This window comes from Atlantibacter sp. RC6, from assembly GCF_014193285.1.
Taxonomy (GTDB): domain Bacteria; phylum Pseudomonadota; class Gammaproteobacteria; order Enterobacterales; family Enterobacteriaceae; genus Atlantibacter.
The window spans coordinates 175029-201904 of the sequence record NZ_JACHZE010000001.1 but is presented as its reverse complement, the minus strand read 5'-3'; the positions used below and the strand labels follow the sequence as shown (position 1 = coordinate 201904).

At 55.3% G+C, this 26876-nt stretch carries 26 protein-coding genes; 13 read left to right on the top strand and 13 right to left on the bottom strand.

Annotated features, from left to right (window positions below; genetic code table 11):
- Positions 1-242: 242 nt before the first annotated feature.
- From FHW74_RS00935 to FHW74_RS00925, 3 genes are all read left to right on the top strand, one after another.
- The gene (locus FHW74_RS00935; RefSeq protein ID WP_183168722.1) at positions 243-3299 is read left to right on the top strand and encodes an FAD-binding and (Fe-S)-binding domain-containing protein; all 3057 of its coding nucleotides are present in this window, start codon (positions 243-245) and stop codon (positions 3297-3299) included.
- Entirely contained in the window at positions 3296-3706 is a 411-nt protein-coding gene (gene menI / locus FHW74_RS00930; RefSeq protein WP_161660091.1) for a 1,4-dihydroxy-2-naphthoyl-CoA hydrolase, read from the top strand. The genes FHW74_RS00935 and menI overlap by 4 nt, the downstream gene beginning before the upstream one ends.
- Before the next feature lie 261 nt (positions 3707-3967).
- The gene (locus FHW74_RS00925) at positions 3968-4162 is read left to right on the top strand and encodes a hypothetical protein (protein WP_183168721.1); all 195 of its coding nucleotides are present in this window, start codon (positions 3968-3970) and stop codon (positions 4160-4162) included.
- Positions 4163-4237: 75 nt separating this feature from the next.
- Here the strand turns inward: FHW74_RS00925 and FHW74_RS00920 are convergent, their stop codons facing one another.
- On the bottom strand, positions 4238-4417 hold the full coding sequence (locus FHW74_RS00920) for a glycogen synthesis protein GlgS (RefSeq protein WP_255459852.1): 180 nt from the start codon (positions 4415-4417) through the stop codon (positions 4238-4240).
- A 545-nt stretch (positions 4418-4962) separates the two neighbouring features.
- Here FHW74_RS00920 and sufA point away from each other — a divergent pair.
- The 7 genes from sufA (at position 4963) to FHW74_RS00885 (ending at position 11633) form a co-directional block, all read left to right on the top strand.
- Entirely contained in the window at positions 4963-5340 is a 378-nt protein-coding gene (sufA, locus tag FHW74_RS00915; protein ID WP_183168719.1) for a Fe-S cluster assembly scaffold SufA, read from the top strand.
- 2 nt (positions 5341-5342) lie between these two features.
- Positions 5343-6827 (top strand): Fe-S cluster assembly protein SufB, encoded by a 1485-nt coding sequence (gene sufB / locus FHW74_RS00910; RefSeq protein WP_183168718.1) that lies wholly within the window; start codon positions 5343-5345, stop codon positions 6825-6827.
- A gap of 16 nt (positions 6828-6843) precedes the next feature.
- Positions 6844-7590, top strand: coding sequence for a Fe-S cluster assembly ATPase SufC (sufC, locus tag FHW74_RS00905; protein ID WP_183168717.1), 747 nt, complete (start codon positions 6844-6846; stop codon positions 7588-7590).
- Positions 7565-8836, top strand: coding sequence for a Fe-S cluster assembly protein SufD (sufD, locus tag FHW74_RS00900; RefSeq protein ID WP_183168716.1), 1272 nt, complete (start codon positions 7565-7567; stop codon positions 8834-8836). Before sufC ends, sufD begins: the two co-directional genes overlap by 26 nt.
- Positions 8833-10053 carry a cysteine desulfurase SufS gene (gene sufS, locus FHW74_RS00895; RefSeq protein ID WP_183168715.1) on the top strand — a complete coding sequence of 407 codons (1221 nt, stop codon included), beginning with the start codon at positions 8833-8835 and terminating at the stop codon, positions 10051-10053. The genes sufD and sufS overlap by 4 nt, the downstream gene beginning before the upstream one ends.
- A gap of 13 nt (positions 10054-10066) precedes the next feature.
- Entirely contained in the window at positions 10067-10483 is a 417-nt protein-coding gene (gene sufE, locus FHW74_RS00890) for a cysteine desulfuration protein SufE (protein WP_183168714.1), read from the top strand.
- 100 nt (positions 10484-10583) lie between these two features.
- Positions 10584-11633 (top strand): L,D-transpeptidase family protein, encoded by a 1050-nt coding sequence (locus tag FHW74_RS00885; RefSeq protein ID WP_183168713.1) that lies wholly within the window; start codon positions 10584-10586, stop codon positions 11631-11633.
- Positions 11634-11697: 64 nt separating this feature from the next.
- On the opposite strand, the gene lpp is transcribed toward FHW74_RS00885, so the two are convergent.
- The 3 genes from lpp to FHW74_RS00870 all read right to left on the bottom strand — a co-directional run bounded on the left by lpp (position 11698) and on the right by FHW74_RS00870 (position 14249).
- Positions 11698-11934, bottom strand: a complete 237-nt coding sequence (gene lpp, locus FHW74_RS00880; RefSeq protein ID WP_001082307.1) for a murein lipoprotein Lpp — start codon at positions 11932-11934, stop codon at positions 11698-11700.
- A 307-nt stretch (positions 11935-12241) separates the two neighbouring features.
- Positions 12242-13654, bottom strand: coding sequence for a pyruvate kinase PykF (gene pykF, locus FHW74_RS00875; protein WP_183168712.1), 1413 nt, complete (start codon positions 13652-13654; stop codon positions 12242-12244).
- A 451-nt stretch (positions 13655-14105) separates the two neighbouring features.
- Positions 14106-14249, bottom strand: coding sequence for a hypothetical protein (locus FHW74_RS00870; RefSeq protein WP_183168711.1), 144 nt, complete (start codon positions 14247-14249; stop codon positions 14106-14108).
- 177 nt (positions 14250-14426) lie between these two features.
- Between FHW74_RS00870 and FHW74_RS00865 the strand changes: the two genes are divergently transcribed.
- The 3 genes from FHW74_RS00865 (at position 14427) to FHW74_RS00855 (ending at position 15935) form a co-directional block, all read left to right on the top strand.
- A complete protein-coding gene (locus tag FHW74_RS00865; RefSeq protein ID WP_183168710.1) occupies positions 14427-14858 on the top strand; it encodes an OsmC family protein in 432 nt (143 codons plus the stop codon).
- Positions 14859-14939: 81 nt separating this feature from the next.
- Complete coding sequence (gene fumD, locus FHW74_RS00860; RefSeq protein ID WP_183168709.1) at positions 14940-15161, top strand: fumarate hydratase FumD; 222 nt, start codon at positions 14940-14942, stop codon at positions 15159-15161.
- A 327-nt stretch (positions 15162-15488) separates the two neighbouring features.
- Positions 15489-15935, top strand: coding sequence for a type II secretion system protein N (locus FHW74_RS00855; RefSeq protein WP_183168708.1), 447 nt, complete (start codon positions 15489-15491; stop codon positions 15933-15935).
- Positions 15936-16016: 81 nt separating this feature from the next.
- On the opposite strand, the gene iagB is transcribed toward FHW74_RS00855, so the two are convergent.
- The 9 genes from iagB to gspI form a co-directional block, all read right to left on the bottom strand.
- A complete protein-coding gene (gene iagB / locus FHW74_RS00850) occupies positions 16017-16451 on the bottom strand; it encodes a type III secretion system invasion protein IagB (RefSeq protein ID WP_183168707.1) in 435 nt (144 codons plus the stop codon).
- A gap of 61 nt (positions 16452-16512) precedes the next feature.
- Positions 16513-19107 (bottom strand): chitinase, encoded by a 2595-nt coding sequence (locus FHW74_RS00845; RefSeq protein WP_183168706.1) that lies wholly within the window; start codon positions 19105-19107, stop codon positions 16513-16515.
- Positions 19108-19312: 205 nt separating this feature from the next.
- Complete coding sequence (locus tag FHW74_RS00840) at positions 19313-22039, bottom strand: glycosyl hydrolase family 18 protein (RefSeq protein WP_183168705.1); 2727 nt, start codon at positions 22037-22039, stop codon at positions 19313-19315.
- A gap of 231 nt (positions 22040-22270) precedes the next feature.
- Positions 22271-23074 carry an A24 family peptidase gene (locus tag FHW74_RS00835; RefSeq protein WP_183168704.1) on the bottom strand — a complete coding sequence of 268 codons (804 nt, stop codon included), beginning with the start codon at positions 23072-23074 and terminating at the stop codon, positions 22271-22273.
- A complete protein-coding gene (gene gspM, locus FHW74_RS00830; protein ID WP_183168703.1) occupies positions 23071-23550 on the bottom strand; it encodes a type II secretion system protein GspM in 480 nt (159 codons plus the stop codon). The genes FHW74_RS00835 and gspM overlap by 4 nt, the downstream gene beginning before the upstream one ends.
- Positions 23547-24713 (bottom strand): type II secretion system protein GspL, encoded by a 1167-nt coding sequence (gene gspL, locus FHW74_RS00825; protein WP_183168702.1) that lies wholly within the window; start codon positions 24711-24713, stop codon positions 23547-23549. The genes gspM and gspL overlap by 4 nt, the downstream gene beginning before the upstream one ends.
- Positions 24714-24726: 13 nt before the next feature.
- A complete protein-coding gene (gene gspK, locus FHW74_RS00820) occupies positions 24727-25779 on the bottom strand; it encodes a type II secretion system minor pseudopilin GspK (protein ID WP_183168701.1) in 1053 nt (350 codons plus the stop codon).
- A complete protein-coding gene (gene gspJ, locus FHW74_RS00815) occupies positions 25776-26507 on the bottom strand; it encodes a type II secretion system minor pseudopilin GspJ (RefSeq protein ID WP_183168700.1) in 732 nt (243 codons plus the stop codon). Before gspJ ends, gspK begins: the two co-directional genes overlap by 4 nt.
- Positions 26500-26874, bottom strand: a complete 375-nt coding sequence (gspI, locus tag FHW74_RS00810; protein WP_183168699.1) for a type II secretion system minor pseudopilin GspI — start codon at positions 26872-26874, stop codon at positions 26500-26502. The genes gspJ and gspI overlap by 8 nt, the downstream gene beginning before the upstream one ends.
- Positions 26875-26876 lie beyond the last annotated feature (2 nt).

Sequence of the window (26876 nt, the reverse complement as noted above, 5' to 3'; positions counted from 1 at the left end):
TCACAATGTGATACGCCAGAACGACGGCGCGAAAAGTTGCACTGAGTTGATGCTGATAAATGATGAGTGATTTCAGGCGGTTTTACGAGACTAAAACCGCCGTTAAATCTCGTGGGCGAGTCCGAAAAAGTGTGATACAAACGTGGTGTCGTCACGCAAACGATAACTTCCAATGATGACAACGAGGCTTGTTGTAGCAGGCTCGCAACTCACAACTTCTCGATGTGGCAGGTTTAAGGCTAATGATCCCACAAATTTCTCAGGCGCCAGGGTTAGTTCAGCTGGTGGTCAACTTTTTGCAGGCACTGGAGCAACACGGGTTTACCGGCGATACCGCCACCAGCTACGCCGATCGCCTCACCATGGCGACCGACAACAGTATTTATCAGCTTCTACCCGATGCGGTGCTTTTCCCGCGCTCCACGGCAGACGTGGCGCTGATTGCCCGGCTGGCGGATGAAGCGCGCTTTGCCTCGCTGGTGTTTACTCCGCGCGGCGGTGGCACCGGTACCAACGGTCAGGCGCTGAACAGCGGTATTATTGTTGATATGTCGCGCCATATGAACCGCATCATGGAAATTAACCCGGAAGAGGGCTGGGTGCGGGTTGAAGCGGGCGTGATCAAAGACCAGCTTAACCAGTACCTCAAACCCTACGGCTATTTCTTCGCGCCGGAACTCTCCACCAGTAATCGCGCCACCCTGGGCGGCATGATCAATACCGACGCTTCCGGGCAGGGCTCGCTGGTGTACGGGAAAACCTCCGATCATGTCTTAGGCCTGCGCGCGGTGCTGCTGGGGGGCGATATTCTCGATACTCACGAGATGTCCGCCTCACTCGCCGAAGAGATGGGCCGCGAGCCGGGGCCAATTGGCCGCATCTATAAAACCGTGGTAGAACGCTGCCGCGCGCAGCGCCCGCTTATCCTGGCGAAATTTCCCAAACTCAACCGCTTCCTGACCGGTTACGACCTGAAAAACGTCTACAGCGACGATATGAGCCGTTTCGACCTGACGCGCATCATCACCGGTTCAGAAGGCACGCTGGCGTTTATTACCGAGGCGCGGCTGGATATCACGCCGCTGCCCAAAGTGCGCCAGCTGGTGAACGTGAAATATGACTCGTTCGACTCCGCGCTGCGCAATGCGCCGTTTATGGTGCAGGCCCAGGCGCTGTCAGTTGAGACCGTCGATTCTAAAGTGCTTAACCTGGCGCGGGAAGACATTGTCTGGCACTCGGTAAAAGAGCTGATTACCGATGTGCCGGATAAAAATCTGCTGGGTCTGAATATTGTCGAATTCGCCGGGGACGATGAAGCGCTGATTGACCGCCAGGTGAGGGCGCTGTGCGCCCGTCTGGATGAACTGATGGCGCGCGGCGAGGGCGGGGTGATCGGCTGGCAGGTGTGCGCCGATCTGGCGGGCGTCGAGCGTATCTACGCGATGCGCAAAAAAGCCGTCGGCCTGCTGGGCAACGCAAAGGGTCTGGCAAAGCCGATCCCGTTTGCCGAAGACACCTGCGTACCGCCGGAAAACCTGGCGGATTATATCGTCGAGTTTCGCGCGCTGCTGGACAGCCATGGGCTGAGCTATGGCATGTTCGGCCACGTGGATGCCGGCGTACTGCACGTGCGCCCGGCGCTGGATATGTGCGACCCGCATCAGGAAGTGCTGATGAAGCGTATCTCCGACGAGGTGGTGGCGTTAACCGCCAAATACGGCGGCCTGCTGTGGGGCGAACACGGTAAAGGCTTCCGCGCCGAGTACAGCCCGGCGTTTTTCGGTGATGAGCTTTACCACGAGTTGCGGGTGATTAAAGCGGTGTTTGATCCGAAAAACCGCCTTAACCCCGGTAAAATCTGCCCGCCTGCCGGCCTCGACGCGCCGATGAAAAAGGTCGATGACGTCAAGCGCGGCACGTTTGATCGGCAAATCCCGATTGCGGTACGCAGCGCCTGGCGCGGGGCGATGGAGTGCAACGGCAACGGCCTGTGCTTTAACTTCGACGTGAAAAGCCCGATGTGCCCGTCGATGAAAATCACCAGCAACCGTATTCACTCGCCGAAAGGGCGCGCCACGCTGGTGCGTGAATGGCTGCGGCTGTTGGAAGATCGCGGCGTCGACCCGATCAAACTGGAAAAAAGCCTGCCGGAAAAACGCGCCAGCCTGCGTACCCTGATTGAGCGCACCCGCAACACCTGGCATGCGCAAAAAGGCGAGTATGACTTTTCCCATGAGGTCAAAGAGGCGATGTCCGGCTGCCTGGCCTGTAAAGCCTGCTCGACCCAGTGCCCGATTAAAATCGACGTACCGGAGTTCCGTTCGCGCTTCTTGCAGCTTTACCACACCCGCTACCTGCGCCCGGTACGCGACCACTTTGTGGCGACCGTCGAGAGCTACGCGCCGCTGATGGCCCGCGCGCCGAAGGTGTTCAATTTCTTTATGAGTCAGCCGTGGGTGAAAGAGCTGTCGGCGAAGCATATCGGTATGGTGGATTTACCGCTGCTTTCCACCCCGACGCTGCAACAGCAACTGGTGGGCCACCGCAGCGCCAATATGACGCTGGAAGATCTTGAAGAGCTGAGTTTTGCTGAGCGCGACCGCACGGTGCTGGTGGTGCAGGACCCGTTCACCAGCTACTACGACGCGCAGGTGGTGGCGGATTTTGTCCGGCTGATCGAGAAGCTGGGCTTTAATCCGGTGGTGCTGCCATTCTCGCCCAACGGTAAAGCGCAGCATATTAAAGGCTTCCTTGACCGCTTTGCCCGTACCGCGCGCAAAACCTCTGAGTTTCTCAATCGCGTGGCCCAACTCGGGATGCCGATGGTGGGCGTCGATCCGGCGCTGGTGCTGTGCTATCGCGACGAGTACCGCCAGGCAATCGGCGAGGAGCGCGGTGATTTCAACGTACTGCTGGTGCATGAATGGCTGCTGCGGGTATTTGAAAATAAAGTGGCGGCGCCGGTGGTGGGCGAATCCTGGTACCTGTTCGGCCACTGCACCGAAGTGACTGCGCTGCCCGGCGCGACGGGGCAGTGGGCGGCGCTGTTCGCCCATCTTGGCGCAAAGCTGGAAAACGTCAGCGTCGGTTGTTGCGGCATGGCGGGCACCTACGGCCACGAAATTAATAACCACGCCAACTCGCTGGGGATTTACGAGCTGTCGTGGCACCAGGCGATGCAGCGCCTGCCGCGCAACCGCTGCCTGGCGACCGGCTACTCCTGCCGCAGCCAGGTGAAGCGCATCGAAGGCAACGGCGTGCGTCACCCCTTACAGGCAATGCTGGAGATACTGGGATGATCTGGAAACGCAGCGCGACGCTGGAAGCCCTGAACGCCATGGGGCACGACAATATGGTGGGGCTGTTGGCGATCACCTTCAGCCATATCGGCGACGATTCGCTGGAAGCCACTATGCCGGTGGACAGCCGCACCCGCCAGCCGTTTGGGCTACTGCACGGCGGCGCATCGGTGGTGCTGGCGGAAACCCTCGGCTCGGTGGCGGGCTATCTATGCACCGAGGGAGAACAACGGGTGGTAGGGCTGGAAGTCAATGCCAACCACCTGCGCTCCGCCCGGGCGGGCATAGTGCGCGGCGTGTGCCGCGCAGTGCACGTTGGTCGCCGCCATCAGGTGTGGCAAATCGATATTTTCGATGAACAAAACAAACTCTGCTGTACTTCCCGCCTGACCACGTCGGTGGTGTAAAACCCCTGTTCGGGTCAATAAACTGGCCCGAATAGAGAGTAATCCGACTCCGCTCCGCTCGCCGGAATGCCGCGCCGTGCCTATACTTCAGTCGCAGCATGTACTGCTTATCCTGCGGAGCCGGCCATGAAATGCCTCGTTTTAAGCATGATTAAAGAACCCCCGAAAGATCCCGATAAATGGTTTGATTTGGAAGGAAGACGAACCCGGGAAAACAGGAAATAGCGAACTGTAGCGTTCTATCGAGTAGCCGGAGGTAATATGTCTGAGCGTCCTGATTATGATCCGATTGACCGACCGATAACAGATGACCCTGAACGTTTGCCGCCTGATGATTACGATCCTTTAGACCCGGATATTCCCGATATTGAAGACCCGGATCGGCTTCCGGAAGACGATATCGACCCGGATGTGCCGGATATTGAGGATCCGGACAGGCCCGTCAGGCCGTTGTAATTTTTGACGATACGTTGGTGGCGAGTATTTACGCCAGACAGGCCGGGTAGCGGACGCTACCCGGTTGATGCGCAATTACTTGTGAGTTGCGAACCCATTTCTGAACTGATTAAGGTAGTAATCATACCGATTCCGGAACCAGATTTTGCTTTCATGCTCCATCAGGCCGGTAATATTATCCAGATTCACTTCCCTGCCGCGTAATTGCATCCCGGCGAAACTAAATGCAAGAAAATCAAAGTTTTGTTCAGACATCACGCTACTTTCACTCACAAACTGCATCTATTGCACCTCTACGACAATGTTTAAAAGGTTTAACGTTGACCGGAGATAAGTATTAGCGATATTCCAGAAAAATGTGGAAAATATTTTCATTAGTAAAATCAGTAACATGTAAATTTTAATGTCAGGAGTGGAGCGTAGCGGTAATAATTATTCGCTTATGGATGAAAATGTACAGAAATACACATTTCTAATACTTTTGCCTGAGTGACGCGTCCGCGAAAAGCGGTATCTCTGCAACGGTAATTTTGTTACCTGATTACATAAATAGGTATTATCTATACATCTTTTTATTGTGCCGCGATATGCCCGTTTTGCCTTTCAAAATGCCTTTTAATTCAATTGACTAAACCGCACTGATCGCCATCTGCAAGACTGCTGTGAGGGTCTATCCTTAGTAAAGACGCCCAAAAATGCAGCATTCCACGAATATCCCTGTTATCAGAATGTTGTATTGAGAATAGTTATCACTAACATAGGGCTATCGGCCTGTGGGCTTTGAATCAATGAGGTGAACGATGGATGTGCAAACTGATAACTTCGATCCGAAAGAATTCGCCTGGCAGGGATTGACCCTGACGCCCGAGGCGGCGGAGCACGTCCGCAAGCTGACGGCGGCGCAGGAAGGCATGCTGGGCATACGCCTTGGCATCAAACAAACCGGCTGCGCGGGCTTCGGCTATGTGCTGGATACCGTGAAACAACCCCATAAAGACGATCTACTGTTCGAGCAGGATGGGGCGCGGCTGTACGTGCCGCTGTCGGCAATGCCGTTTATCGATGGCACGGAAGTCGACTATGTACGCGAAGGATTAAATCAACTGTTCAAATTCCATAACCCCAAAGCCCAGAACGAATGCGGCTGCGGCGAAAGTTTTGGGGTCCAGGCGGATTAATTATGTCTCGTAATACTGAAGCAACTGATGATGTCAAAACCTGGACCGGGCACCTCAATTATAAAGAGGGCTTTTTTACCCGGTTACAGACCGATGAGCTGGCGAAAGGCATCAACGAAGAGGTGGTGCGGGCGATCTCTGCGCGCCGTAACGAACCCGACTGGATGCTGGAATTCCGTCTCAATGCCTGGCACGCGTGGCTGGAGATGGAGGAGCCGCACTGGCTTAAAGCCCATTACGATAAGCTGAACTACCAGGATTACAGCTATTATTCCGCGCCGTCCTGCGGCAATTGCGATGATAACTGCGAATCCCAGCCGGGCGCGGTGCAGCAGACCGGCAGCAACAGCTATTTAACCGATGAAGTGGAAAAAGCGTTCGATCAACTTGGCGTGCCGGTGCGCGAGGGCAAAGAGGTGGCGGTGGACGCCATTTTTGACTCGGTATCGGTCGCGACTACCTATCGCGAAAAGCTGGCCGACCAGGGGATTATCTTCTGCTCCTTCGGCGAGGCTATCCACGAGTTCCCGGAGTTGGTTCGCCAGTATCTGGGCACCGTTGTGCCCTCTAACGACAACTTCTTCGCGGCGCTTAACGCGGCGGTGGCTTCTGACGGCACCTTTATCTATATCCCGAAAGGGGTGCGCTGCCCGATGGAGCTGTCGACCTATTTCCGCATCAACGCGGAAAAAACCGGCCAGTTCGAACGCACCATTCTGATTGCCGACGAAGGCAGCTACGTCAGCTATATCGAAGGCTGCTCCGCCCCGGTGCGCGACAGCTACCAGCTGCACGCGGCGGTCGTGGAGGTGATCATCCATAAAGACGCGGAGGTGAAATACTCCACGGTGCAGAACTGGTTCCCCGGCGATAACAACACCGGCGGGATTTTAAACTTCGTCACCAAGCGCGCGCTGTGTGAAGGCGAGAACAGCAAGATGTCGTGGACCCAGTCCGAGACCGGCTCCGCCATCACCTGGAAATACCCGAGCTGCATTCTGCGCGGCGATAACTCTATCGGCGAATTTTTCTCGGTGGCGCTGACCAGTGGGCACCAGCAGGCCGATACCGGCACCAAGATGATCCACATTGGCAAAAACACCAAATCGACCATCATCTCGAAAGGGATTTCGGCGGGGCACAGTCAGAACAGCTACCGCGGGCTGGTGAAAATCATGCCCACCGCCACCAACGCGCGTAACTTTACCCAGTGCGACTCGATGCTGATTGGCCCGGATTGTGGGGCGCATACCTTCCCGTATGTGGAGTGCCGCAACAACTCGGCGCAGCTGGAGCATGAAGCCACTACCTCGCGCATCGGCGAAGACCAGTTGTTCTACTGTCTGCAACGCGGCATCAGTGAAGACGACGCCATCTCAATGATCGTCAATGGCTTCTGTAAGGATGTGTTCTCCGAATTGCCGCTGGAGTTCGCGGTGGAAGCCCAAAAATTATTAGCCATTAGCCTTGAGCACAGCGTCGGTTAAGCCATAAGGATACGAAATGTTAAGTATTAAAGATTTAGAAGTTAGCGTTGAAGATAAGCAGATCCTGCGTGGTTTATCCCTCGATGTGCGGCCAGGCGAAGTGCACGCCATCATGGGGCCGAACGGTTCCGGGAAGAGCACCCTGTCGGCGACCCTGGCGGGACGTGAAGATTATGAAGTCACCGGCGGCGAGGTGCATTTCAAAGGCAAAGACCTGCTGGAGTTAGACCCGGAAGATCGCGCCGGGGAAGGCATTTTTATGGCGTTTCAGTATCCGGTTGAGATCCCGGGCGTCAGTAACCAGTTCTTCCTGCAAACCGCGCTGAACGCAGTGCGCAAATACCGCGGCCAGGAGGAACTGGATCGCTTCGATTTCCAGGACCTGATGGAAGAAAAAATCAAGCTGCTGAAGATGCCGGAAGATTTGCTGACCCGTTCGGTCAACGTCGGGTTTTCCGGCGGTGAGAAAAAGCGTAACGACATTCTGCAAATGGCGGTGCTGGAGCCGGATCTGTGTATTCTGGATGAGTCCGACTCCGGGCTGGACATTGACGCTCTGAAGATTGTGGCGGACGGCGTAAACGCTTTGCGTGACGGCAAGCGCTCGTTCATCATCGTGACCCACTACCAGCGTATTCTTGATTACATCAAGCCTGACTATGTACATGTGCTTTATCAGGGGCGCATTGTGAAATCCGGCGATTTCACCCTGGTGAAACAACTGGAGGAGCAAGGCTATGGCTGGCTTACCGAACAACGCTAACGCACTGCAACAATGGCACCGCCTGTTTGAGGCCGAGGGCGACACGCGCTCACCCCAGGCGCAGGAGCACCTGCAACAACTGCTGCGCGAAGGGCTGCCGGGGCGTAAACATGAAAACTGGAAATATACCCCGCTGAACGGCCTGCTTGAGCGTAATTTCGTGGCGCCGGCGCGCCAGCCGGTGGAGGCGGCGCAGGTTCAGCGTCTGGCCCTGCCGGTAGAGGCCATCAGGCTGGTGTTCGTTGACGGTGAATATGCTCCCTCCCTGAGCGATGACGCCAGTAACAGTGGATTCGAGATCGCTGTTAACGACCAGCGCGACAGCCTGCCGGCTGCCGTTCAACCGGAGGTGTTTTTGCACCTGACGGAGAGCCTGGCGCGCGCGGTGACCCATATCCGCGTCAAGCGCAACCAGCAGCCAGAAAAGCCGCTGCTGTTAATGCACCTGAGCAGCGGGCGCGATGGCGATGAGATCAGCACGGCCCACTACCGACACCATCTGGTGCTGGAGAGCGGGGCGCAGGCCACGGTGTATGAGCACTACGTCAGCCTTGACGCGCTGCGCCACTTTACCGGCTCACGCCTGACCATTGAAGGCGGGGCCAACAGCCAGTTGCATCACTATAAACTGGCGTTCGAAAACCCGGTGTGCCACCACTTTGCCCATAACGATCTGCTGCTGGAGCAGGACGCGTCGGTGCTGAGCAGCAGTTTCCTGCTGGGCGGCGCAGTGCTGCGCCACAATACCAGCACCCAGCTCAACGGTGAAAACATCACCCTGCGGCTCAACAGCCTGGCGCTGCCGGTGAATAACGAAGTGTGTGACAGCCGCACCTGGCTTGAACATAACAAGGGCTACTGCAACAGCCGCCAGCTGCATAAAGTCATCGCCCGGGATCGCGGTAAAGCGGTGTTCAATGGGCTGATTAAAGTGGCGAAGCATGCGCTGAAAACAGACGGACAGATGACCAACAACAACCTGCTGTTGGGGCGTCTTGCGGAAGTGGATACCAAGCCGCAGCTGGAGATTTACGCCGACGACGTCAAGTGCAGCCACGGCGCCACTGTCGGGCGCATTGACGACGAGCAGATGTTCTATCTGCGCTCGCGCGGGATCGACCAGTTATCGGCCCAGAAGATGATCATTTACGCTTTTGCCGCTGAACTGACTGAATCAGTAACCGATGCGACGTTAAAACAGCAGGTGCTGGCCCGAATCGAGGCGCGCCTGGGAGGTGAGGCATGAGTTATAACGTTGAACAGGTGCGCGCCGATTTCCCGGTACTGACCCGCGAAGTCAACGGGCAACCGCTGGCCTATCTCGACAGCGCCGCCAGCGCGCAGAAACCCAACGCGGTGATTGATGCGCAGTCGGAACTCTATCGCCACGGTTACGCGGCGGTGCATCGGGGCATTCATACCCTGAGCGCCGAGGCCACCGAGCGAATGGAAAACGTGCGCAGCCAGGTGGCGCGCTTTATTGGCGCAAAATCGCCGGAAGAGATCGTGTTTGTGCGTGGTACCACCGAGGGGATTAACCTGGTGGCTAACAGTTGGGGTATGAGCGCGGTCTCCGCCGGGGATAACATCATCATCTCCACGATGGAGCACCATGCCAATATCGTGCCGTGGCAGATGCTGTGCAAACGCACCGGGGCAGAATTGCGGGTGATCCCGCTGAATCAGGACGGCACGCTCAAGCTTGAACAGTTGCCGGCGCTGATAGATGCCAACACCAAACTGTTGGCCATTACCCAGGTGTCCAACGTGTTGGGTACCGAAAACCCGATAGCTGAAATGATTAAGCTGGCGCACCAGTCGGGTGTGAAAGTGCTGATTGACGGCGCCCAGGCGGTGATGCATCACGCTATCGACGTCACGGCGCTGGACTGCGATTTCTATGTGTTTTCCGGCCATAAACTCTACGGGCCGACGGGTATCGGCGTGCTGTATGTCAAAGAAGCGATTTTACAGGCCATGCCGCCGTGGGAAGGGGGCGGGGCGATGATCGCCACCGTCAGCCTGACTGAAGGCACTACCTGGACGGCGGCCCCGTGGCGCTTCGAAGCCGGGACGCCGAATACCGCCGGGATTATCGGTCTGGGCGCGGCGATCGAGTATGTCGGGAAAATCGGGCTGGAGAACATTGGCGAATATGAGCAGACGCTGATGCGCTACGCCCTGGACGAACTCGCGAAAGTGCCGGATTTAACGCTGTATGGCCCCGCGTCGCGGCTTGGCGTCATCGCTTTTAATCTGGGCAAGCATCACGCCTATGACGTCGGGAGCTTTCTGGATAACTACGGCATCGCGGTGCGCACCGGTCACCACTGCGCCATGCCGCTGATGGATTTTTACGGCGTACCGGCCATGTGCCGCGCATCGCTGGCGATGTACAACACCGAAGAAGAGGTCGACAGGCTGGTGGCGGGGTTAATCCGCATCCACCGCCTGTTGGGCTAACAGGGAGATTGTGATGGCAACCTTGCCGGAACGTGACAAACTGCTGCGCAACTTTAATCGCTGCGCCAACTGGGAAGAAAAGTATCTCTACATCATTGAGCTGGGGCAGCGCCTGCCTGCGCTCAGCGACGAGGCGCACAGCGCGCAAAATAAAATCCAGGGCTGCCAGAGCCAGGTATGGATTGTGCTGACTCAGCGCGATGACGGCGTGATTGAATTGCAGGGCGACAGCGACGCTGCCATCGTCAAAGGGCTGATCGCGGTGGTGTTCGCGCTGTATCAGCAAATGACCGCTCAGGACATTGTCGCCTTTGACGTGCGCCCGTGGTTTGAACAAATGGCGCTGACGCAACACCTCACTCCGTCCCGCTCGCAGGGGCTTGAAGCGATGATCCGCGCAATTCGCGCCAGGGCCGCAGAACTTAGCTAAACTCAAAGAGATTGCTTTCATCCTGTTATGCGAGGCGATTTATCGCCTCGTGTTCTTTCAGCATTCCGGCGTTCTGCCGGTGAACACAGGAAATAATTATATGAAACGCGCGGTCTCTTTAACTCCAATAACATTATCAATACTACTGGGTGCCTCACAGGCGGCGTATGCCGTGGATTATCCGCTGCCGCCGCCAGGCAGCCGTATCATTGGGCATAACCAAACCTATGTCGTGCCCAATGACGGCAAAAGCCTCGAATACATTGCCGAGAAGTTTGAAACCGGCGTGCTGTCACTGATTGAGGCCAACAATACCGTCGACCCCTGGCTGCCGAAACCGGGCACGCCATTGATTATCCCCTCGCAAATGATCCTGCCGGATACCCCGCGCGAGGGGATTGTGATTAATCTGGCGGAGCTGCGGCTGTACTACTATCCGCCAGGGCAAAACCGGGTGGAGGTCTATCCGCTGGGGATTGGTCAGTTAGGGCGTGAAACGCCGGTGATGGTCACCCGCATCAGCCAGAAAATCCCTAATCCGACCTGGACGCCGACCGCCAATATCCGGGCGCGCTCGCTGGCGCAGGGCATTAAACTGCCGGCGGTGATCCCGGCCGGGCCCAATAACCCGCTGGGGCGCTATGCGCTGCGTCTGGAAGAGGGCGGCGGGGAGTATCTGATCCATGGCACCAACGTGCGCAGCAGCATCGGGATGCGGGTCAGTTCCGGCTGTATCCGCATGCGCGCGCCGGATATCAAAGCGCTGTTTAGCCAGGCGGCGTGGGGGACTCGCGTGCAGATTATTGATGAGCCGGTGAAGTACAGCGTTGAGCCGGACGGCAAACGCTATGTTGAAGTGCATCAGCCGCTATCGAAAAACGACTGGGACAATCCGCAAACCCTGCCTATTGCGATTAATGCCGCCTTTGGGCAATTCATTGACGATGGGCGCACTGACAGCATGGCGGTGGATAATGCCATCACCCGGCGGGCAGGCTATCCGGTGGACGTCAGCGGTATGCAGAGCAAGCCGTCTGGCTTAGCGCCCATTGCGCCGATCCAGAGCGTCAAAACGCAGCCACAGCAAGCGGTGAAGTCGCAACAGGACATTTCTCTGGTGAGTGGGCAAAACGGCGTGGTGATGCAGTGACGGGGCCTAAACGAAGGGCAAAAAAAATGGCGCACAATGTGCGCCATTCTTAACACAGGTACTATTACTTGCGGTATTTAGTAGCCTGGTTGTCCAGACGCTGGTTAGCGCGAGCTGCGTCGTCTTTAGCAGCCTGAACGTCGGAACGCATTGCGTTCACGTCGTTGCTCAGCTGGTCAACTTTAGCGTTCAGAGTCTGAACGTCAGAAGACAGCTGATCGATTTTAGCGTTGCTGGAGCAACCAGCCAGCAGAGTAGAACCCAGGATTACCGCGCCCAGTACCAGTTTAGTACGATTCATTATTAATACCCTCTAGATTGAGTTAATCTCCATGTAGCGTTACAAGTATTACACAAAGTTTTTTAGGTTGAGAATATTTTTTTGATGAGAATCCACTTAATTTTGATCGTTCGCTCAAAGAAACAGCGAATTTCACTGTTCTGTTAAAAAAAGTGTGTTAAAACAGTCTTTTTTCATCGGATTCATCTTAGATTTTTGTCCTGTTGAATAGCGAATTCCGATTTGATTTTTTATTTAATTTGGCTAATGACAGAAATAAAAAAAGCACCCGAGGGTGCTTTTTGGCGAATTAATTAACGTTGCTTAATTAAAGAACGTGAACGGAAGCTGTATTGGTGGTGCCGCTCGGAACCAGTGCGCCGGAGACCATTACCACCACGTCGCCTTTATTTGCCAGGCCGCTTTCCAGCGCCGCTTCTTTACCCAGACGGTAGAAGTCATCGGTAGACGCGATCTCTTTCACCAGTTGTGGTACCACGCCTTTGCTCAGCACTAACTGACGCGCGGTGATTTCGTTGGTGGTCAGCGCCAGGATGGTGGCGTTCGGGAAATATTTACGCACCGCTTTCGCAGATTTACCGCCCTGGGTGGCAACCACAATCAGGTTGGCTTCCAGGTTTTCAGCGGTTTCTACCGCGCCACGGCACACGGCCTCGGTGATGCGCAGTTTGCGGTTGCCGTTATGGTTGTCCAGGCGGCTCTGCATCACGCGATCGGTACGCTCGCAGATGGTCGCCATGATGGTGACCGCTTCCAGCGGATATTTCCCTTTCGCGGACTCACCGGACAGCATCACGGCGTCGGTGCCGTCGATGATGGCGTTCGCCACGTCACCGGCTTCTGCGCGGGTAGGGCGCGGGTTTTTGATCATCGAATCCAGCATCTGGGTAGCGGTGATCACCACTTTGCGGGCGCGCACGCATTTCTCGATCATCATCTTCTGGGCGAAGATCACTTCTTCAACCGGGATTTCCACACCCAGGTCACCACGCGCAACCATGATGCCGTCAGACGCTTCGAGGATTTCGTCGAAGTTGTTCAGGCCTTCCTGGTTTTCGATTTTGGAGATGATCTGGATAGCTTCGCCGCCGTTGGCGTTCAGGTGCGCGCGAATTTCTTCCACGTCGGAACGTTTACGGATAAAGGACGCAGCAACGAAATCAACGCCTTGCTCGCAACCGAAGATCAGGTCTTTTTTGTCTTTCTCAGCCAGCGCCGGCAGAGCGATGGAAACGCCTGGCAGGTTAACGCCTTTGTTTTCGCCCAGGTCGCCGTTATTCAGGACTTTACAGATCACCTTGTTGCCTTCGATGGCGGTGACTTCCATGCCGATCAGACCATCGTCCACCAGTACGGTGTTGCCGACGCTCAGGTCGTTTGTGAAGCCTTCATAGGTGACCGCAACGGTTTCGTTGTTGCCGACGACGGTTTTATCGGTGGTGAAGGTGAAGGTCTGGCCCGCTTTCAGCGAAACGTCGTTGCCGCCTTCCAGTTTGATGGTACGGATTTCCGGACCTTTGGTATCCAGCAGAATGGCCGCTTTCTTACCGGTTTTAGCCATCACGTTGCGCAGGTTTTTGATGCGCTGGCCATGCTCGTCATAGTCACCGTGGGAGAAGTTAAGACGCATGACGTTCATGCCCGCGTCGAGCATTTTGGACAGCATCTCTTCAGATTCGGTTTTCGGGCCGATGGTGCAAACAATTTTGGTCTTTTTCATGACAGTTCTAATCTTAACGTTGAGAAGGATAAGGGATTTTTACCCCACGGCATTGTGTGCCCTGGGCGGAAACAGGTGTTTTAAAGCGCTGGTGGCACCGTATAAGAATAGGTGACATCAAAAAAGCGTGCAGAGGAATGTATGCTGAAGTTTCAGCCGGGAAAAGGCAGGCAAATTCATTATAAGATTTAAGGCCGTCCAATATGCTGAAACCATTCAAGTTAGAAACGGCGCTAGTATAAGGCAAACGCAGCAGGAAAGAAAATGAAAACGCTGTTTCATAAAAGTTTCAGGCAGTTTCACAATCGTCTGTTATCAGCGCGTTGCGTTTGAATAAACTTTGTTAATCATAATGTGATCGCGCGCTCACTGGCGGGTTTGGAAGGCGGGAAATAAATCCGTCAGTCTGCGATTTATCGACGCACCTCGCAAGATGCGCCGGGTTTGCGGATTATTTAGCCTTAGCGACCGGGCGCAGCAATTCTCTTAAAATGCGGATCCGCTGCTCGGGAGACAAATAAAACGGCGAAGGGCGCCGGGGGCGGGGTTCGTTAGCCCAGACCTGTTTCAGGCTTTGCAGATAGTGTTCAATCATCTTCTTTCCTCCTTTCTCGGCAACGTGTTGATTCTGGCGGGTGAAAAGCGGAAGAAAAACTGACGATATAAAATTTAATGTTCCGTATTTAATCGGCGCCTCATCTGGCCGTCATCTCCGGCAGGTTGACTATTCTTTCCTATACTTAGGCTTTGTTCCCGAAACAGGAGAGTAACGATGACGATTCAAAAAAGCGGTCAGGCACACTGGGAAGGCGATATCAAAAGCGGCAAAGGCACCGTCACCACCGAGAGCGGCGTGCTGAGCCAACAGCCTTACGGCTTTAACACCCGTTTCGAAGGCGCAAAAGGCACTAACCCGGAAGAACTGATTGGCGCGGCGCATGCGGCTTGTTTCTCAATGGCGCTTTCGCTAATGTTGGGCGAGGCGGGGTATAAAGCGCAATCTATTGATACCAAAGCCGTCGTTTCGCTGGATAAAGCGGGCGCGGGCTTCGAAATCACCAAAGTGGCGCTGACCAGTGAAGTCTCGGTACCGGACGTCGATAAAAATGAATTCGACGAGATCATTCAGAAAGCCAAAGAAGGCTGCCCGGTGTCTAAAGTGCTGAACGCAGAAATTACCCTCGACTACACGTTGAAAAACTAAACAAAAACCAGGCTGCCCGTCCCCGGGCGGCCGTTCTTTTCCAGACGCGATTTAAAACTGGACGATTGAAAGTGGATACGCATGAGCAATAAAGCCAGAAAAGATGAAGAACTGTACCAGGAGATGTGCCGGGTAGTGGGTAAAGTGGTGCTGGAAATGCGCGACCTCGGCCAGGAGCCTAAACATATTGTTATTGCCGGGGTGGTCCGTACCTCGCTTGCCAACCAGAAGATCAAACGCAGCGCGCTAACCGAAGAAGCGATGGAGAAAGTGCTGGAAGCGTTAACGCCGTCGCGCGGCTAATGATATGTGAAAGCCGGTTGGCGCTCTTTTATTGAAAAGTAAATTGCTCCGTTATTAATGACTAAATTGTTATTAATCACTGGGCAATGTTATTTTATTACTTTTAATTCATTTTTATTTAATCATCTTTTCTCTGCTGCTTAAAAATGGTCACTCCGCTAACTCATTTATACGTAAAGCAAAAATAATTAATGCACTCAATTGCGTGGCGAATTGCGCCTGGAGATTCGGATTACTGGCTGATAAAATAATTTCTCAATAAGTGGCCTCAATTTATTCATAGAGCTAATTGGTGGTCGTCATTTTTTATGTGAAATAGAGAAATAAATGATAAATACATCTGTGAAAAAATATTTATTCCCGGGTCTGTTGGGTGTCATTGCCCTGGCTGGAATAGCTCAATCCGCGCTGGGCGTACAACACTGGTCGCAAACCCGCGAGGCGTTAGCTGTCCATCAGCCGGCTCCTGTGGCTGCGTCCAGCGCGCCTGTCACGCTGGCACTGTATAATGTCGTCGAAGCCGCACCTGCTGCCCAGGCCAGCGCGCCAAAACTGGCGTTAGATATTAGCGGGATTATTTTTAGCGATGACGCCGATCTTTCAGCCACCATCATTAAGCAAGGGGCGGAGCAGGTGATTTATCATGTTGGCGAAACATTACAGGGCTACCCGGATGCGCGCGTAGTCAGTATTAGTAAAGATCATATTAAAGTTGATTATCACGGTGTGGTGCAGGACGTGAATTTACCTGCCCCGGATTATGTTCACGCCTGATCGCTTCTCGCTAAAAGCAATAAACGCTTCCCGCAAAGCGGTGCGCACAAATAGTATTGCCGCATCGCTTATTTAATTTATTTAAAACCCCCGGAGCCGTTGATAACGTTGCCAGACTTTTTTGGCATAGCGCATGCGTAAATCATGGCGGCTGGCACGGGTTCCGGCGTTATAGGCGCCAATCGCCTCCCAGTTATAGCCGTACAGCTTTACCATCTCAGATAAAATCGATGCGCCCACCAGCACAGACACGCACGGGTCGCGCATCAAAACGATTTCGTCCACCCCGAGTTTGCGCAGCCGCGCCAGATGGGTACTGTTAATCTGCATCAGTCCCACATCATAGCTGCCGTTAGTATTGACGTTAATCGCCTCAGGATCCATGCCCGATTCAACCTGGGCAATCGCAGTGAGCAGCCTGGGGTCGAGATCAAAATACCGCGCGGCTTCATCCCAGCAGGTTGCCTGCGCCATCATACTCACGGCGAAAAGCGGTAACGCGAAAATGGCTTTCATGGTCTGCCTCCGGCCTGAAATAACGGCGTCATCAGCCGATGACGCCGTTAGAGGGAACAACTTAACGTTTGATCCAGGCGTCTTTCCAGTTCTGGCCTTCACCCGGCGCATAAGCCCAGGCTGCGCCTTTACACCATCCTGAATACGGGAACGGTTTACACTCGTAAATGCCGCCATCTTTGGCTTTGACGCGTGTGCCGCCTTTATACTGGTTGATGTTTTGTGGGTAGACGTACTGGTAGTCGCCGCCCGACGGTGTCGCCACAGGGCTCACTTGCAGCACGGTCGCTGCCGTGTCGCTAAGCCCGCTCTGGTCGGTCACCCGTACCGTTAACGGATAAGACTGGATCGCCGTTACCGATGGGGCGGTGATGGTCAGGGTGTTAGTGGTCTGGCCCGTGACCTGGCCGATACCTGACGGCAGCGTCCAACTCCAGTTCAACTGGGCGCTGGTACTGTCAGCATCGGCGGCGCTGGCGGTGATCACGATCGAATTCCCGCTTTGCGTCTGGAAGGTAGGCGCGAGGGTGATGGTCGGTTTCACCGGCTGCGCGGCTTCCAGAACCGTTACGGTGGTATCGGCATACGCGCTGCTTTGACCGTCGCTGACCGTCAGACGGAAGGTATAGGTTGCGCGAGTAGCCGAGGGGAGGGTAAAGGTCGCGCGCGCCTGATTACCATTGGTGAGCGTGACGCTCGGCCCTGCGGTTTGCGTCCACTGATAGGTCAGCGCATTCCCGTCGGCGTCGCTAGAGCCGGAACCATCCAGGGTAACGGTTTGCGCGCCCTCAATCGTCTGACTCACGCCTGCGTTAGCCACCGGCGGGGTATTTGACGGCGTTGGCTCCGGTGTTGGTGTTGGCGTAGGTTGGCTTCCGCCGCCGCCGCCGGTGTTCGCGCCGCTTGCCACCGTGAAGGGTGAAAAGACGTCGCTAAAAGCGTACAAAGGGGCCTGTTGAGTCGTGAGGCCGCTGTTCTCGGGGCCGACATAACCCTGCTGGCCGGGCTGGTCGCGCGCCATTGACCAGATGCCGATCATGCCGATTTTACGATCCTGCGCCTGCTGCATTACCAGATGGGCATCGGAGAGATAAAAGGTCTCCCCCTGCACATCGTTATAGCCAATCATCGGCGTCGTGCCTAACATGCCGTTGACTTCGCTGTCGCTCTTCTCAGGCCAAATCTTCTTCACCTGCTGGAACAGATTATCCACGGCTGATGTCGCGCATTTACCGTGAATATTCTGGCCCTCTTTACCGGACGACTGGCAAACCGTGTTGCCATAGTCCATGGTCATGACGTTAATACCGGTGAGCTCGACGCCTTTGGCTTTGGCGTCTTCCAGCACGTAGATGCCCTCCGGGGTTAAGCCCGTGGGCAGGATCGGCAGGGTAAACACCAGCCCCACTTTACGGCCCTCTTTTTTCCAGCGCTCCTGAACGATTTTCAGCGCTTCATTACGGCGCTGGATTGACTCATGGTCGGCCACCCAGTTCCCTTCGATATCGAAGTCGAGCACTTTCAGGTTCAGGTTATCGACAATATCGTAGTAGTGAGTCTGGAGATCGTTGACGTTCTTACAGGCTGCGGCCAGCGGCGAGTTGTTTGCGCCGCCGATAGACACCTGAATATCCCCGCCAGCTTCACGCAGCGCCTTGATTTTGCTGTATTGGGTATAGTCATTGATGTTGTAAGCCGTCCCCCAGGTGGGCAGACAGGTATTCGCATCTTTGGCGACCACAAAGGCCATGGTGTAGTGGGTGATCTTTTTGCTCAACGCCAGCGAGGCAAGGTCCGGGATGGTGTTCAGGGTAAAGTCGACATAGGGCGCATAGACGTGGGCGGGCCACTCATATTTTGGCGTACCCACGCGCTCTTTGGTTCCGGCCCAGTCGATATAAATGCCCCAGGGAGACGGATCGCTTGGCCGCACCTGCTGAACATTGGCCAGCGAAACGTATGGCTGCCCCTGGAATTTCACCAGCGAACCGGCAGGATAGAGTGTTTGCAGGTTCAAATCCTGGGCGTTGGCGACTTCCTGATCGGTCCAGACTTTGATGGTGCCAAGCGGTTGCCACGGTTGAGCATTGTCACCGGTCGGGTTCTGATGCTCCTCTTTAGATGGATCGACGCCGATATTGTAGAACAGGGATTTATAACCCTGTCCGTTAATCAACACGATATCGCCGCCATCGTAAACTTTATTGGGCTCCCACTGCGGGACGGGAACATAGGCCATCCAGGGATTGGGCTGGCCCGGGGCAAACGTCGAAGCGCCAATGTTGGTCAGCGCTTTATAACTCACGCCGCCCACGGCGACTTTGTCGTCTTTGGCATAACTTTGCGCGCTGTTGAACTCAGGGAGTTTCGCCGCCGGCGCGCCATTCGAGATATCGCAGTTGGACGGGTTGCCGTACTGGCTTATTTCCTGCGCGGTGGCGGCGCGTTGCTGCCGCCATGGGTTACTGGGATCGTCAGAGGTGGGGCAGTTGCTGGCGCCCACCCACCATTCGTTGCTATAGACATTACCGGCAAAAATTACCTGATAGGTATCGCCGCCTTCCTGTCCGCTCCAGGCTTCCAGAGCACAGGCGGGAGCGGCCATACTGCACAGGCAAACGACGCTGATGGCTGTGGCGAGAGCTTTTCTTTTCATAGGATGACCTTAATGGTTTTACTCTGTGAATGAGCACATGCCTGACGTAAGGTGCCGACGGGTTGGGCGAGCGACGCAGTGAAACCTCCACTGCGCCGCCCGTGACCTGACTGGTCATAACCTCTGCCGACGCGCAGGCTACGTCGCGGCGGCATTGCCAACATTCAGGCGTGCGTGTCGTGGCGCAACACGCCTTCGTGTCTGGTTATTTACAGTCAGATACACCTCCTTTCACCCACACATCGGCTTTACCCGGCTCATCACCTTTGGTCCACCATTTGGCTTTCCACTGGAAGCCGGCGTAATCGGTAGATTCGCCGCCGTTATAAACCACGTCCGGTCTCCAGGACATTTTCACCTGGCTGACCAACTGCCATGGATCGGAGTCAAAGCCAGGCGCGTTGTTTTGCGTCCAGTACTTCGCTTTCCAGGCCAGATTGTTGTAGCTGACGGTTTCGCCGCCGTTGTACACCTTACTGGCCGACCAGGCCGGGTACTTGCTGGCGTTCGGATCGGTTGGCGTTGCGCAACTGCCGCCTGCGCTGCCGCCGCCGCTGGTGCCGTCATCCGGCGTCGGTTGCGGTTCAGGAGTCGGTTCCGGCGACGGCCCCGGGGTTGGATCCGGTGACGGCAACGGCTCGTCGTTCTGGCGCGGTGTGACGGTCACGCTAACCGACTGCTGGGTACTGGTTTTACCATCGCTGACGCTGACCGAAATGCTAAACGACTGATTCGCGGTCACATCAGGTGCGGTAATACTCAGATCCGCCGTATTATTGCCTTCAGGCGCGAATTCGGCGGGCACATTCCATTGATAGGTCAGCGGATCGTTGTCCTGATCCAGCGCTTGCGCATGCAGATTCATCTGTTGACCCGCCTGAAGCGTGATGGCTTCAAACGCGTTTACAGTGGGGGCATGGTTTGGCGCAGGGGCTTTATCCAGCACCTGAACGTTGGCCGTGCTGCTAAGCCCGCCGGTGTCGGTGACTTTGAGCTGGAAGCCATAGGTCTTGTCGGTGGTGGTGGCTGGCGCATTGAAGGTGGCTTTTGCCGTGTTCTTATTGCTAAGGGTCACGGTGGTGCCTGAGGTCTGGCTCCAGGCATAGGTCAGCGCGCCGCCTTCTGGATCGTGTGAGGCTGAACCATCCAGCGTGACCTGCGACGGGCCGATAACCTGCTGGTCCGTCGCGCTGGCTACCGGCGGCTGGTTGGTGGGCGTCGGTGTGGGTGCCGGTGTTCCGCCGCCACTGTCGCCGCCGCCCATCAGGCTTTCATGCATCGCGTTGAGGATTTCGCCGTTATCCGCGTCGATTTCCCAGGCGAACATCCCCGCCAGCCCTTTGCTTAGCGCATATTTACCTTTGGCCGCCACGGAACGCGGATCGTCATAGGTGATCAAATCGCCGGTAGACTGTTTGAACAAATAGGGCGCTTCGGCAGTTTCGTCGTAGCTGTACGCCCAACCCGAGCCGTTACGGTATTCATTCACAATCTGGCGATAATCGACCACGCCGGGTTCCCAGGTCCCTTTAACGGCCCCGGTTGCCTGGCCGCCGGTGAACGGGTTGTTGTTGGTAATCCCGCTAATGCCGGTCCAGCCGCGGCCATACATCGCCACGCCAAGAACCAGTTTTTTCGGATCAACGCCCTGTTCAAGCAGCAGTTTTAACCCATTATCGGCGGTATATTGCGTATCAGGCTTCCATTGTGGCGCATACAGCGCAGTCTGATGGCCGCGATCGGTCATACTCCATGCGCCGTAAAAGTCGTAGCTCATCATAAAGATGTTATCGAGATACTGACTGGCGGTGCGGTAATCCACATTGGCGATTTTGTCATTACCGACGCCGATAGCGGAGGTGAGCATATAGGTTTTGCCCGTTTCCGCCGTCAGCCCGGTTAACATGGCGCGCAGTTCACGCATTAACGCGGTGTAGGTCTCTTTATCCTGCGGTGAACCCAGATTCGGGTTTTCACCGCCGCCGCCCGGGAATTCCCAGTCGATATCCACACCATCAAAGAATTTCCAGGTTTTCAGGAATTCCCTGACGGACGCGACAAAACGGTCGCGTTTGGTTTTATCGCCGAGAAAGAAGAACGGGTCGGAGAGGGTCCAGCCGCCGATAGAAGGCAGCACCTTCAGGTTAGGATGCGCCAGCTTTAACGCCATCAACTGACCAAAGTTGCCTTTGTAGGGGTCGTCCCAGGCGGTAACCCCTTTTTGCGGTTTCTGGATTGCCGCCCAGGGATCGTGGATGGAAACCTGGAAGTCCTGACGCCCGGCACAGGAACGTTGCAGCGCTTCGAAGCTGTTACTGATGGTTTTCAAACTGTCGTTAATGCCATCACCACCGCAGATAGGAATAAAGCCGTACAGCAGGTGGGTCATGTTGGCGGCGGGGATTTTATCAACCGAGTAGTTACGGTCATACACCCCCCATTCCGGGAAATAGGCGCCAATGATTTTGTTCGGATGAGTGGAATAGGTTTTGTTTTTCTCGCCTGGGGTCGCCACAAGCGGCGTCAGGTGGCTACCGTCGGTATCGGCGACAATAATCAGTTTACTGTCGCTCTTGGTACACCCGCTGGCGTTACAAACTTCAACTTGGGTCTGGTATCGTCCCCCTTTATTCACGGTAAAAGAGGCTTTGCCGCTGGCGCCTGCGGCACCGCTCCAGACCTGTTTACCGTTCATCAGCACTTTCGCGCTGGTACCGGTGTCACCATTCCAGATATTCCACTCAACAACCACATTCGCTGCGTTATTGACCTTAACCAGATCGTTATAGGCGGTGGCGGACTGGTCAATTTCCACCAGAGCGAATTTATCATTGCCGCTGCTGATACTTGGCTTACTGGGCAAGGCCGCCCAGGAAGACGTAGACAGAGAGGCAATGGTCATCGCCAATAGACTTAACGTAAATCGTTTCATTCAATAGCCCCGTATTCAGTGAAATTTCAGGCTTGCCGTTTTCTGTTAAAAACAGAGAAAGCATGTAACTGAACGACTTGTCTTTTAAACCCTTCAACTAATTCAGAATGTTTTTTGTGCTCGCGTTCTCCTCGAATAAGCGATAGTGATTACCAATAAAAGCGTTTTCATTGCGAATGCTTATTGGCCCGCTGGAATCCCTTTGCTGATTTAATCCAGAATTGCTACTGTTCAACCGCTATAGTGGTAAAAAATAAACACCCATAAACCCGCAAAACTTAAATAACTGCCGAAAGGAAATGGCTGGGTATTGTCGCGACGTTGGTAACTGGCGGCAAACAACAGCCCGGTACAACTGGCGATAATGCAGATATACGGGATCGCCTGCCAGCCAAGCCAGGCCCCGAGCGCCGCCAGCAGCTTGAAGTCGCCATAACCCAGCGCCTCTTTTTTCATCAGTAAACGGAACAGCCAGTAAAGGCTCCATAAAGAGAGATATCCCGCCGCTGCGCCAATAATCGCATCGCTTAATGCCACAGAGCCGGTGGCGGTATTAAATAACAATCCCATCCATAAAAGTGGCAGGGTGAACATGTCGGGTAATAAGAAATATTTCCAGTCCATCACGCTTAATATGATTAAAAAGCTCACCAACAGCCAGCCGGCGAAAATATCCAGCGGTCGATGGAATATTAACGCGATCACCGTGAACAGTAGGGCGCTGATTATTTCCACGCCAGGTATCCAACCGGGAATAGGCTCGCCACATGAATGACAACGTCCGCGTAATAAAAACCAACTTACCAGCGGAATATTTTCCCACCAGCGCAATGTCCGTTGACAATGATGACAATGGGACGCCGGAAAAGAGAGCTGATAAATCACGCCGGTTTCCGATTGCGCCAGCCCCGGCCCCCGGGAAATCACCATGCCCAGAAAGCTGCCGATGATCGCCCCCAGCAGCATGCACTGGGCAAAAAACAGTAAGCTGTACTCTTCACGCATCATCATAAACAGCTGCTGGGGCGTATTCATGCGGCTTTCCCCCAGAACAACGTGACATCAATTTTCAGGGCGCTGTCGTCTTTGCCCAGCGGCGTCAACTGTACGCTGTCTATCTGGACACCCGCTGTGCGGTTGAGCATCACATACCACTGATAAAACGCGGCGAAGGAGACAGGCTCGAGTGTGACGGTCGCCTTCTGGCCCTGAACCGCCAACGGCGTGTGTGGAATATTGCTCTGCTTCAGGCTGTTGTTAATTGCCTGCTGCGGATTAGCGACCCGCGCCCGTTGTACCCGTAAATCGTTCTCCACCACCTGCTGCTGCATCCAGGTTTGCGTGCTGTTAGCCCGCTCGATGGCGGCTTTCCCATCGTCAATCGCGCTTTGAAGCGGGAGCCAGATGCCATAGAAAAACGCCACCCATAACAAGGCGAACACCATCATCAGCACCATCATTTTTTCGCGCCCGTTGCGCGCGTTAAACCAGGCGTTCAGCTTCTGTTTCATTTTTTACCTGCCTGACTTTTCAGAACGGCGGAGAAGGTCTTCTCTGCCGCATTCTCCTGACCGCCCTCAATCTCAAAGATGAAAGTGGGTTTGGCCTGGCTGACAAACGCTTCAACGCGCGCTTTACTGGGCGCGGTAACCTTCACCGTGAAGCTGCGCTGCGCGCCCTGGTAACTAATGACGCCCATCTGGATGTCATTGAAAGCACTTCGCGCCCGATCTAACTGAGCGATATCAAAGAAAAAATCGCGCGGCGGATTTTTCAGCTGCTGGGTAAAGTGGTACTTCAGATTGGTGGTGAATTTCGCTTTGGGAAAATAGTCGCTAAACAGCACCTGAACTTGTTGTTCTGCCTCTTTCTGGTGGGTTTTCACCTGCCATAAATTGGCAAGCTGGGGCAGCAAGCTAAGCAGCAGCGCCAGTACCAGGGTGCCGATCAGCGGCTTGCGCCAGCGGCGCATTTCATCTTTCAAATCTGCCTGCTGGCCGAACGGACCGTGCAGCAAATTGAGTTTTTTGGCGCGCAGTTCCGGTTGGATCAGCAGCAGCGGGTGCTGCCAGGGATTGGGCTCAACCGCCGTGCTGAAGTTGGCGGGCATGGCGCCATAGCACTGGTGATTGCCTTCACCGAGGCGTTCAAAGACCACAGGCAATAACGGCGCACCAATCACTGTCGCTTGCGCTTCGCTCTGGCGGATCCACCACTGATCGTCCAGCGCAACCAGGGTTGCTCCATCGTTATTAAGCGGCAGCAACAGGGCGTCCGGGATGGCTTTGATGGGCTCCAACCCGGCGTCGCGGCAGGCATCGATCCAGCGTTGCAGCTGCGTGGCGTTGACCGCGACGGCAACCACCTGATTAGCGACTTTGCGCACCACGGTCCAGTGCAGATCTTCCACATCACCCATTAGCGTCTCTTCAGCCAGCCAGCTAAACTGCGGCATCTGGCTGAATGGCCCTTTTTTCACCAGGGTAAAATCCCGAAAAATCGCCTCGCTGGCCGGGATCAGCAGGCATACCGATTTGGCGAGCGGGTGCCCGGACAATTCGCTTAACTGCGCCCATCCCTGAAGCTGCGCCGGGGGTTCCGGCGATCCCAGAACGCACCACCAGACAACCTCTTCGGGTGTCGAGCCTGGCCTGATGAGTAATGCTTCTTTCATGCGCGCATTCCTTTTAATCGACAAGGCGATAGCGGCGGGACCACAGCAACTGGCTGCCCGCGTCCGCATTGATATACAGAGAGTCAGCGCTGCGAAGCGTTAACGCATCCGTCTTCCCGCTGTGATACACAGTAAAAAAATGGCTGGTGGTGGTGATGTACGCGCCCAGATCCACCGACTGGCTTTTCACCGGAAATTGTTTTTCGAGCTGCTCTTTGAAGCTGTCCACCGTTTCCCAGCCGGTTTCCGGGCGCTGATCGATAAGGCGCATCACGTCTTCCGGCGTCAGGCTGCCGAAGAACATCGCCGAGAGCAGCGCGGCCTGGTCGCGCTCCAGGGTATTCACATTCACCGCTGTTTTGGTGGAGGGTAATGCGCAAAACAGCTTCGCCACCCGTGGGTAATAGCCAACCGGGAAATCGGGCAGCAGTTTCATCTCGCTGATAGAAACCATCATCTGACGCGCCGGAACGCGCGGCGGTTTTTGCGAGGCATAAGCCTGAGTGAAATCCGGCGCTGGCGTATTGGGATCGCTGTTTTCGATACCCAGATAATCAGTCAGCTGTTTGTAGAGCGTTTCGGCGGTCATCGGGTTAATCCCGGCGCTGTTGAGCAGGAATTCCACCATTTTTTTACGTTGCGCTTCCTCGGAGAGACCCGCGTTGGGATCGCTGCTGTCCGACGGCGTGGTGGTTACCGCAGCCGTAGGGGCGGCCTCGGGCGAGGGGAGCAGGGAGTTGACGTTGAAGCAGTTTTGCCCGTCAACCACATCGCTTTTCACTACCGCGCCATCGATGTCCGTTTCCAGCGGTTGGTCCCAGATCCGCTTGAACGCACTGGCTTTTTGCGGGTCCGCCATGTCTTTTTCCAGCGCGCTGCGGATTTGCCTGTCGGCGCTGAGCATGGCCCAACGCAGTTTCTGCTGGCTTAACTGATACTGAATACGCTGGAGATTGCCGGTAAATTGCTGGCTGATACGCGCGGCCATTACCGACATCAGCACCAGCAGGATCAGCACCACCAGCAACGCGACGCCGCGCTGACGATGTTCGCGAGAATGACTCATTGCGTGCCTCCTTGTGGTGATGCGGTTTTGTTCTCTGCCGCGCCTGATTCGGCTTGCGCCTTGTTGTCTGCGGGTGCGGCCGTGCCGTTGTCTGCGTTTTGCTGATCCGTGCTCGCCGTGGTCTCTTCGCCGCTGGTGGCGGCGATCTCCTGTGGCCATCCCTCGCTGGCGACAAAAACCCAGCGCCACTGTTCGTCGTTTTCCATGGTCAGGGTCAGCTCAACACCTTGCGGAATGTTTGCTTTGCTGTCCCAGGTGGGCCGCCAACCCTCCTGGAAAAAGCGCCACTGCACCCCTTTGACATGCTCCAGCACCGGCACCCGTGTGCCCTGGGTGTTGGCGGCTAAATCCAGGGCGGGGGAGAACTCCCGCCACAGCGTGTTCTTATTCACAAGCCAGGTGACGCGCAAAATATCCGGTTCCGCGGGGCGGCCAAAAGCCGCCAGATTGTCCTGGGTGGTAAAGGCCAGCGCCTCGCCATTCAGATGAAACGCCCGATCGTCACCCTGAACCGGACGCGGCACCATTTGGGTGAAATCCCGTTCCAGGCGGCTGTACGTCAACTGCAATTGGCTCAGGTTCGCTGTCTGCTTATCGGTAAAGGCGGCGTTTTCCATGGCGCCATGAATAATTTGCCAGGCCATCATGCTGATAAGCGCAAACACCATCAGGGCGATCATCACTTCCAACAATGTGAAGCCCTGTTGGCGGCGAACCATGCTATTCATCGCTGCTCCATACGGATGCATCCGATAACGTCACCAGGGCGCTGGCATTCTCTTCACCGGCATAAACCGAGACCTGATTGGCGGGTTTACCGGCTTCGTCTTTCACCATTTGCGCCTGCCAGCGCCACTGTTGTCCACCCATCGTCACCGTTCCTTGCTGCATCTCCTGGCTGAATTTATTGGAGGCCAGGTGCGCTTCGGCGATGATATTTTCCGCCACCCAACTGGCCCGTAACACATCGCCAAGCCGTCCGGTGTAGTTGGTGCTCACGCTGATGGTGTTCATCAGCGCCAGCGCGGCGGTAGAAAAAATAGCCAGCGCAACCATGACTTCCAGCAATGTCATTCCAGATTCACGGTGCGCCATAG

What these genes read in the sequence shown, in the direction of transcription:
- FHW74_RS00855 (WP_183168708.1), top strand. Translation starts at nt 15,489, where the DNA reads ATGATAAATACATCTGTGAAAAAATATTTATTCCCGGGTCTGTTGGGT.
- FHW74_RS00920 (WP_255459852.1), bottom strand. Translation starts at nt 4,417, where the DNA reads ATGTCTGAACAAAACTTTGATTTTCTTGCATTTAGTTTCGCCGGGATG.
- FHW74_RS00835 (WP_183168704.1), bottom strand. Translation starts at nt 23,074, where the DNA reads ATGAATACGCCCCAGCAGCTGTTTATGATGATGCGTGAAGAGTACAGC.
- sufE (WP_183168714.1), top strand. Translation starts at nt 10,067, where the DNA reads ATGGCAACCTTGCCGGAACGTGACAAACTGCTGCGCAACTTTAATCGC.
- iagB (WP_183168707.1), bottom strand. Translation starts at nt 16,451, where the DNA reads ATGAAAGCCATTTTCGCGTTACCGCTTTTCGCCGTGAGTATGATGGCG.
- sufB (WP_183168718.1), top strand. Translation starts at nt 5,343, where the DNA reads ATGTCTCGTAATACTGAAGCAACTGATGATGTCAAAACCTGGACCGGG.
- gspM (WP_183168703.1), bottom strand. Translation starts at nt 23,550, where the DNA reads ATGAAACAGAAGCTGAACGCCTGGTTTAACGCGCGCAACGGGCGCGAA.
- fumD (WP_183168709.1), top strand. Translation starts at nt 14,940, where the DNA reads ATGAGCAATAAAGCCAGAAAAGATGAAGAACTGTACCAGGAGATGTGC.
- FHW74_RS00935 (WP_183168722.1), top strand. Translation starts at nt 243, where the DNA reads ATGATCCCACAAATTTCTCAGGCGCCAGGGTTAGTTCAGCTGGTGGTC.
- menI (WP_161660091.1), top strand. Translation starts at nt 3,296, where the DNA reads ATGATCTGGAAACGCAGCGCGACGCTGGAAGCCCTGAACGCCATGGGG.
- gspK (WP_183168701.1), bottom strand. Translation starts at nt 25,779, where the DNA reads ATGAGTCATTCTCGCGAACATCGTCAGCGCGGCGTCGCGTTGCTGGTG.
- FHW74_RS00865 (WP_183168710.1), top strand. Translation starts at nt 14,427, where the DNA reads ATGACGATTCAAAAAAGCGGTCAGGCACACTGGGAAGGCGATATCAAA.
- sufC (WP_183168717.1), top strand. Translation starts at nt 6,844, where the DNA reads ATGTTAAGTATTAAAGATTTAGAAGTTAGCGTTGAAGATAAGCAGATC.
- FHW74_RS00845 (WP_183168706.1), bottom strand. Translation starts at nt 19,107, where the DNA reads ATGAAAAGAAAAGCTCTCGCCACAGCCATCAGCGTCGTTTGCCTGTGC.
- sufD (WP_183168716.1), top strand. Translation starts at nt 7,565, where the DNA reads ATGGCTGGCTTACCGAACAACGCTAACGCACTGCAACAATGGCACCGC.
- gspI (WP_183168699.1), bottom strand. Translation starts at nt 26,874, where the DNA reads ATGGCGCACCGTGAATCTGGAATGACATTGCTGGAAGTCATGGTTGCG.
- gspL (WP_183168702.1), bottom strand. Translation starts at nt 24,713, where the DNA reads ATGAAAGAAGCATTACTCATCAGGCCAGGCTCGACACCCGAAGAGGTT.
- FHW74_RS00885 (WP_183168713.1), top strand. Translation starts at nt 10,584, where the DNA reads ATGAAACGCGCGGTCTCTTTAACTCCAATAACATTATCAATACTACTG.
- sufS (WP_183168715.1), top strand. Translation starts at nt 8,833, where the DNA reads ATGAGTTATAACGTTGAACAGGTGCGCGCCGATTTCCCGGTACTGACC.
- FHW74_RS00870 (WP_183168711.1), bottom strand. Translation starts at nt 14,249, where the DNA reads ATGATTGAACACTATCTGCAAAGCCTGAAACAGGTCTGGGCTAACGAA.
- FHW74_RS00925 (WP_183168721.1), top strand. Translation starts at nt 3,968, where the DNA reads ATGTCTGAGCGTCCTGATTATGATCCGATTGACCGACCGATAACAGAT.
- pykF (WP_183168712.1), bottom strand. Translation starts at nt 13,654, where the DNA reads ATGAAAAAGACCAAAATTGTTTGCACCATCGGCCCGAAAACCGAATCT.
- gspJ (WP_183168700.1), bottom strand. Translation starts at nt 26,507, where the DNA reads ATGAATAGCATGGTTCGCCGCCAACAGGGCTTCACATTGTTGGAAGTG.
- FHW74_RS00840 (WP_183168705.1), bottom strand. Translation starts at nt 22,039, where the DNA reads ATGAAACGATTTACGTTAAGTCTATTGGCGATGACCATTGCCTCTCTG.
- sufA (WP_183168719.1), top strand. Translation starts at nt 4,963, where the DNA reads ATGGATGTGCAAACTGATAACTTCGATCCGAAAGAATTCGCCTGGCAG.
- lpp (WP_001082307.1), bottom strand. Translation starts at nt 11,934, where the DNA reads ATGAATCGTACTAAACTGGTACTGGGCGCGGTAATCCTGGGTTCTACT.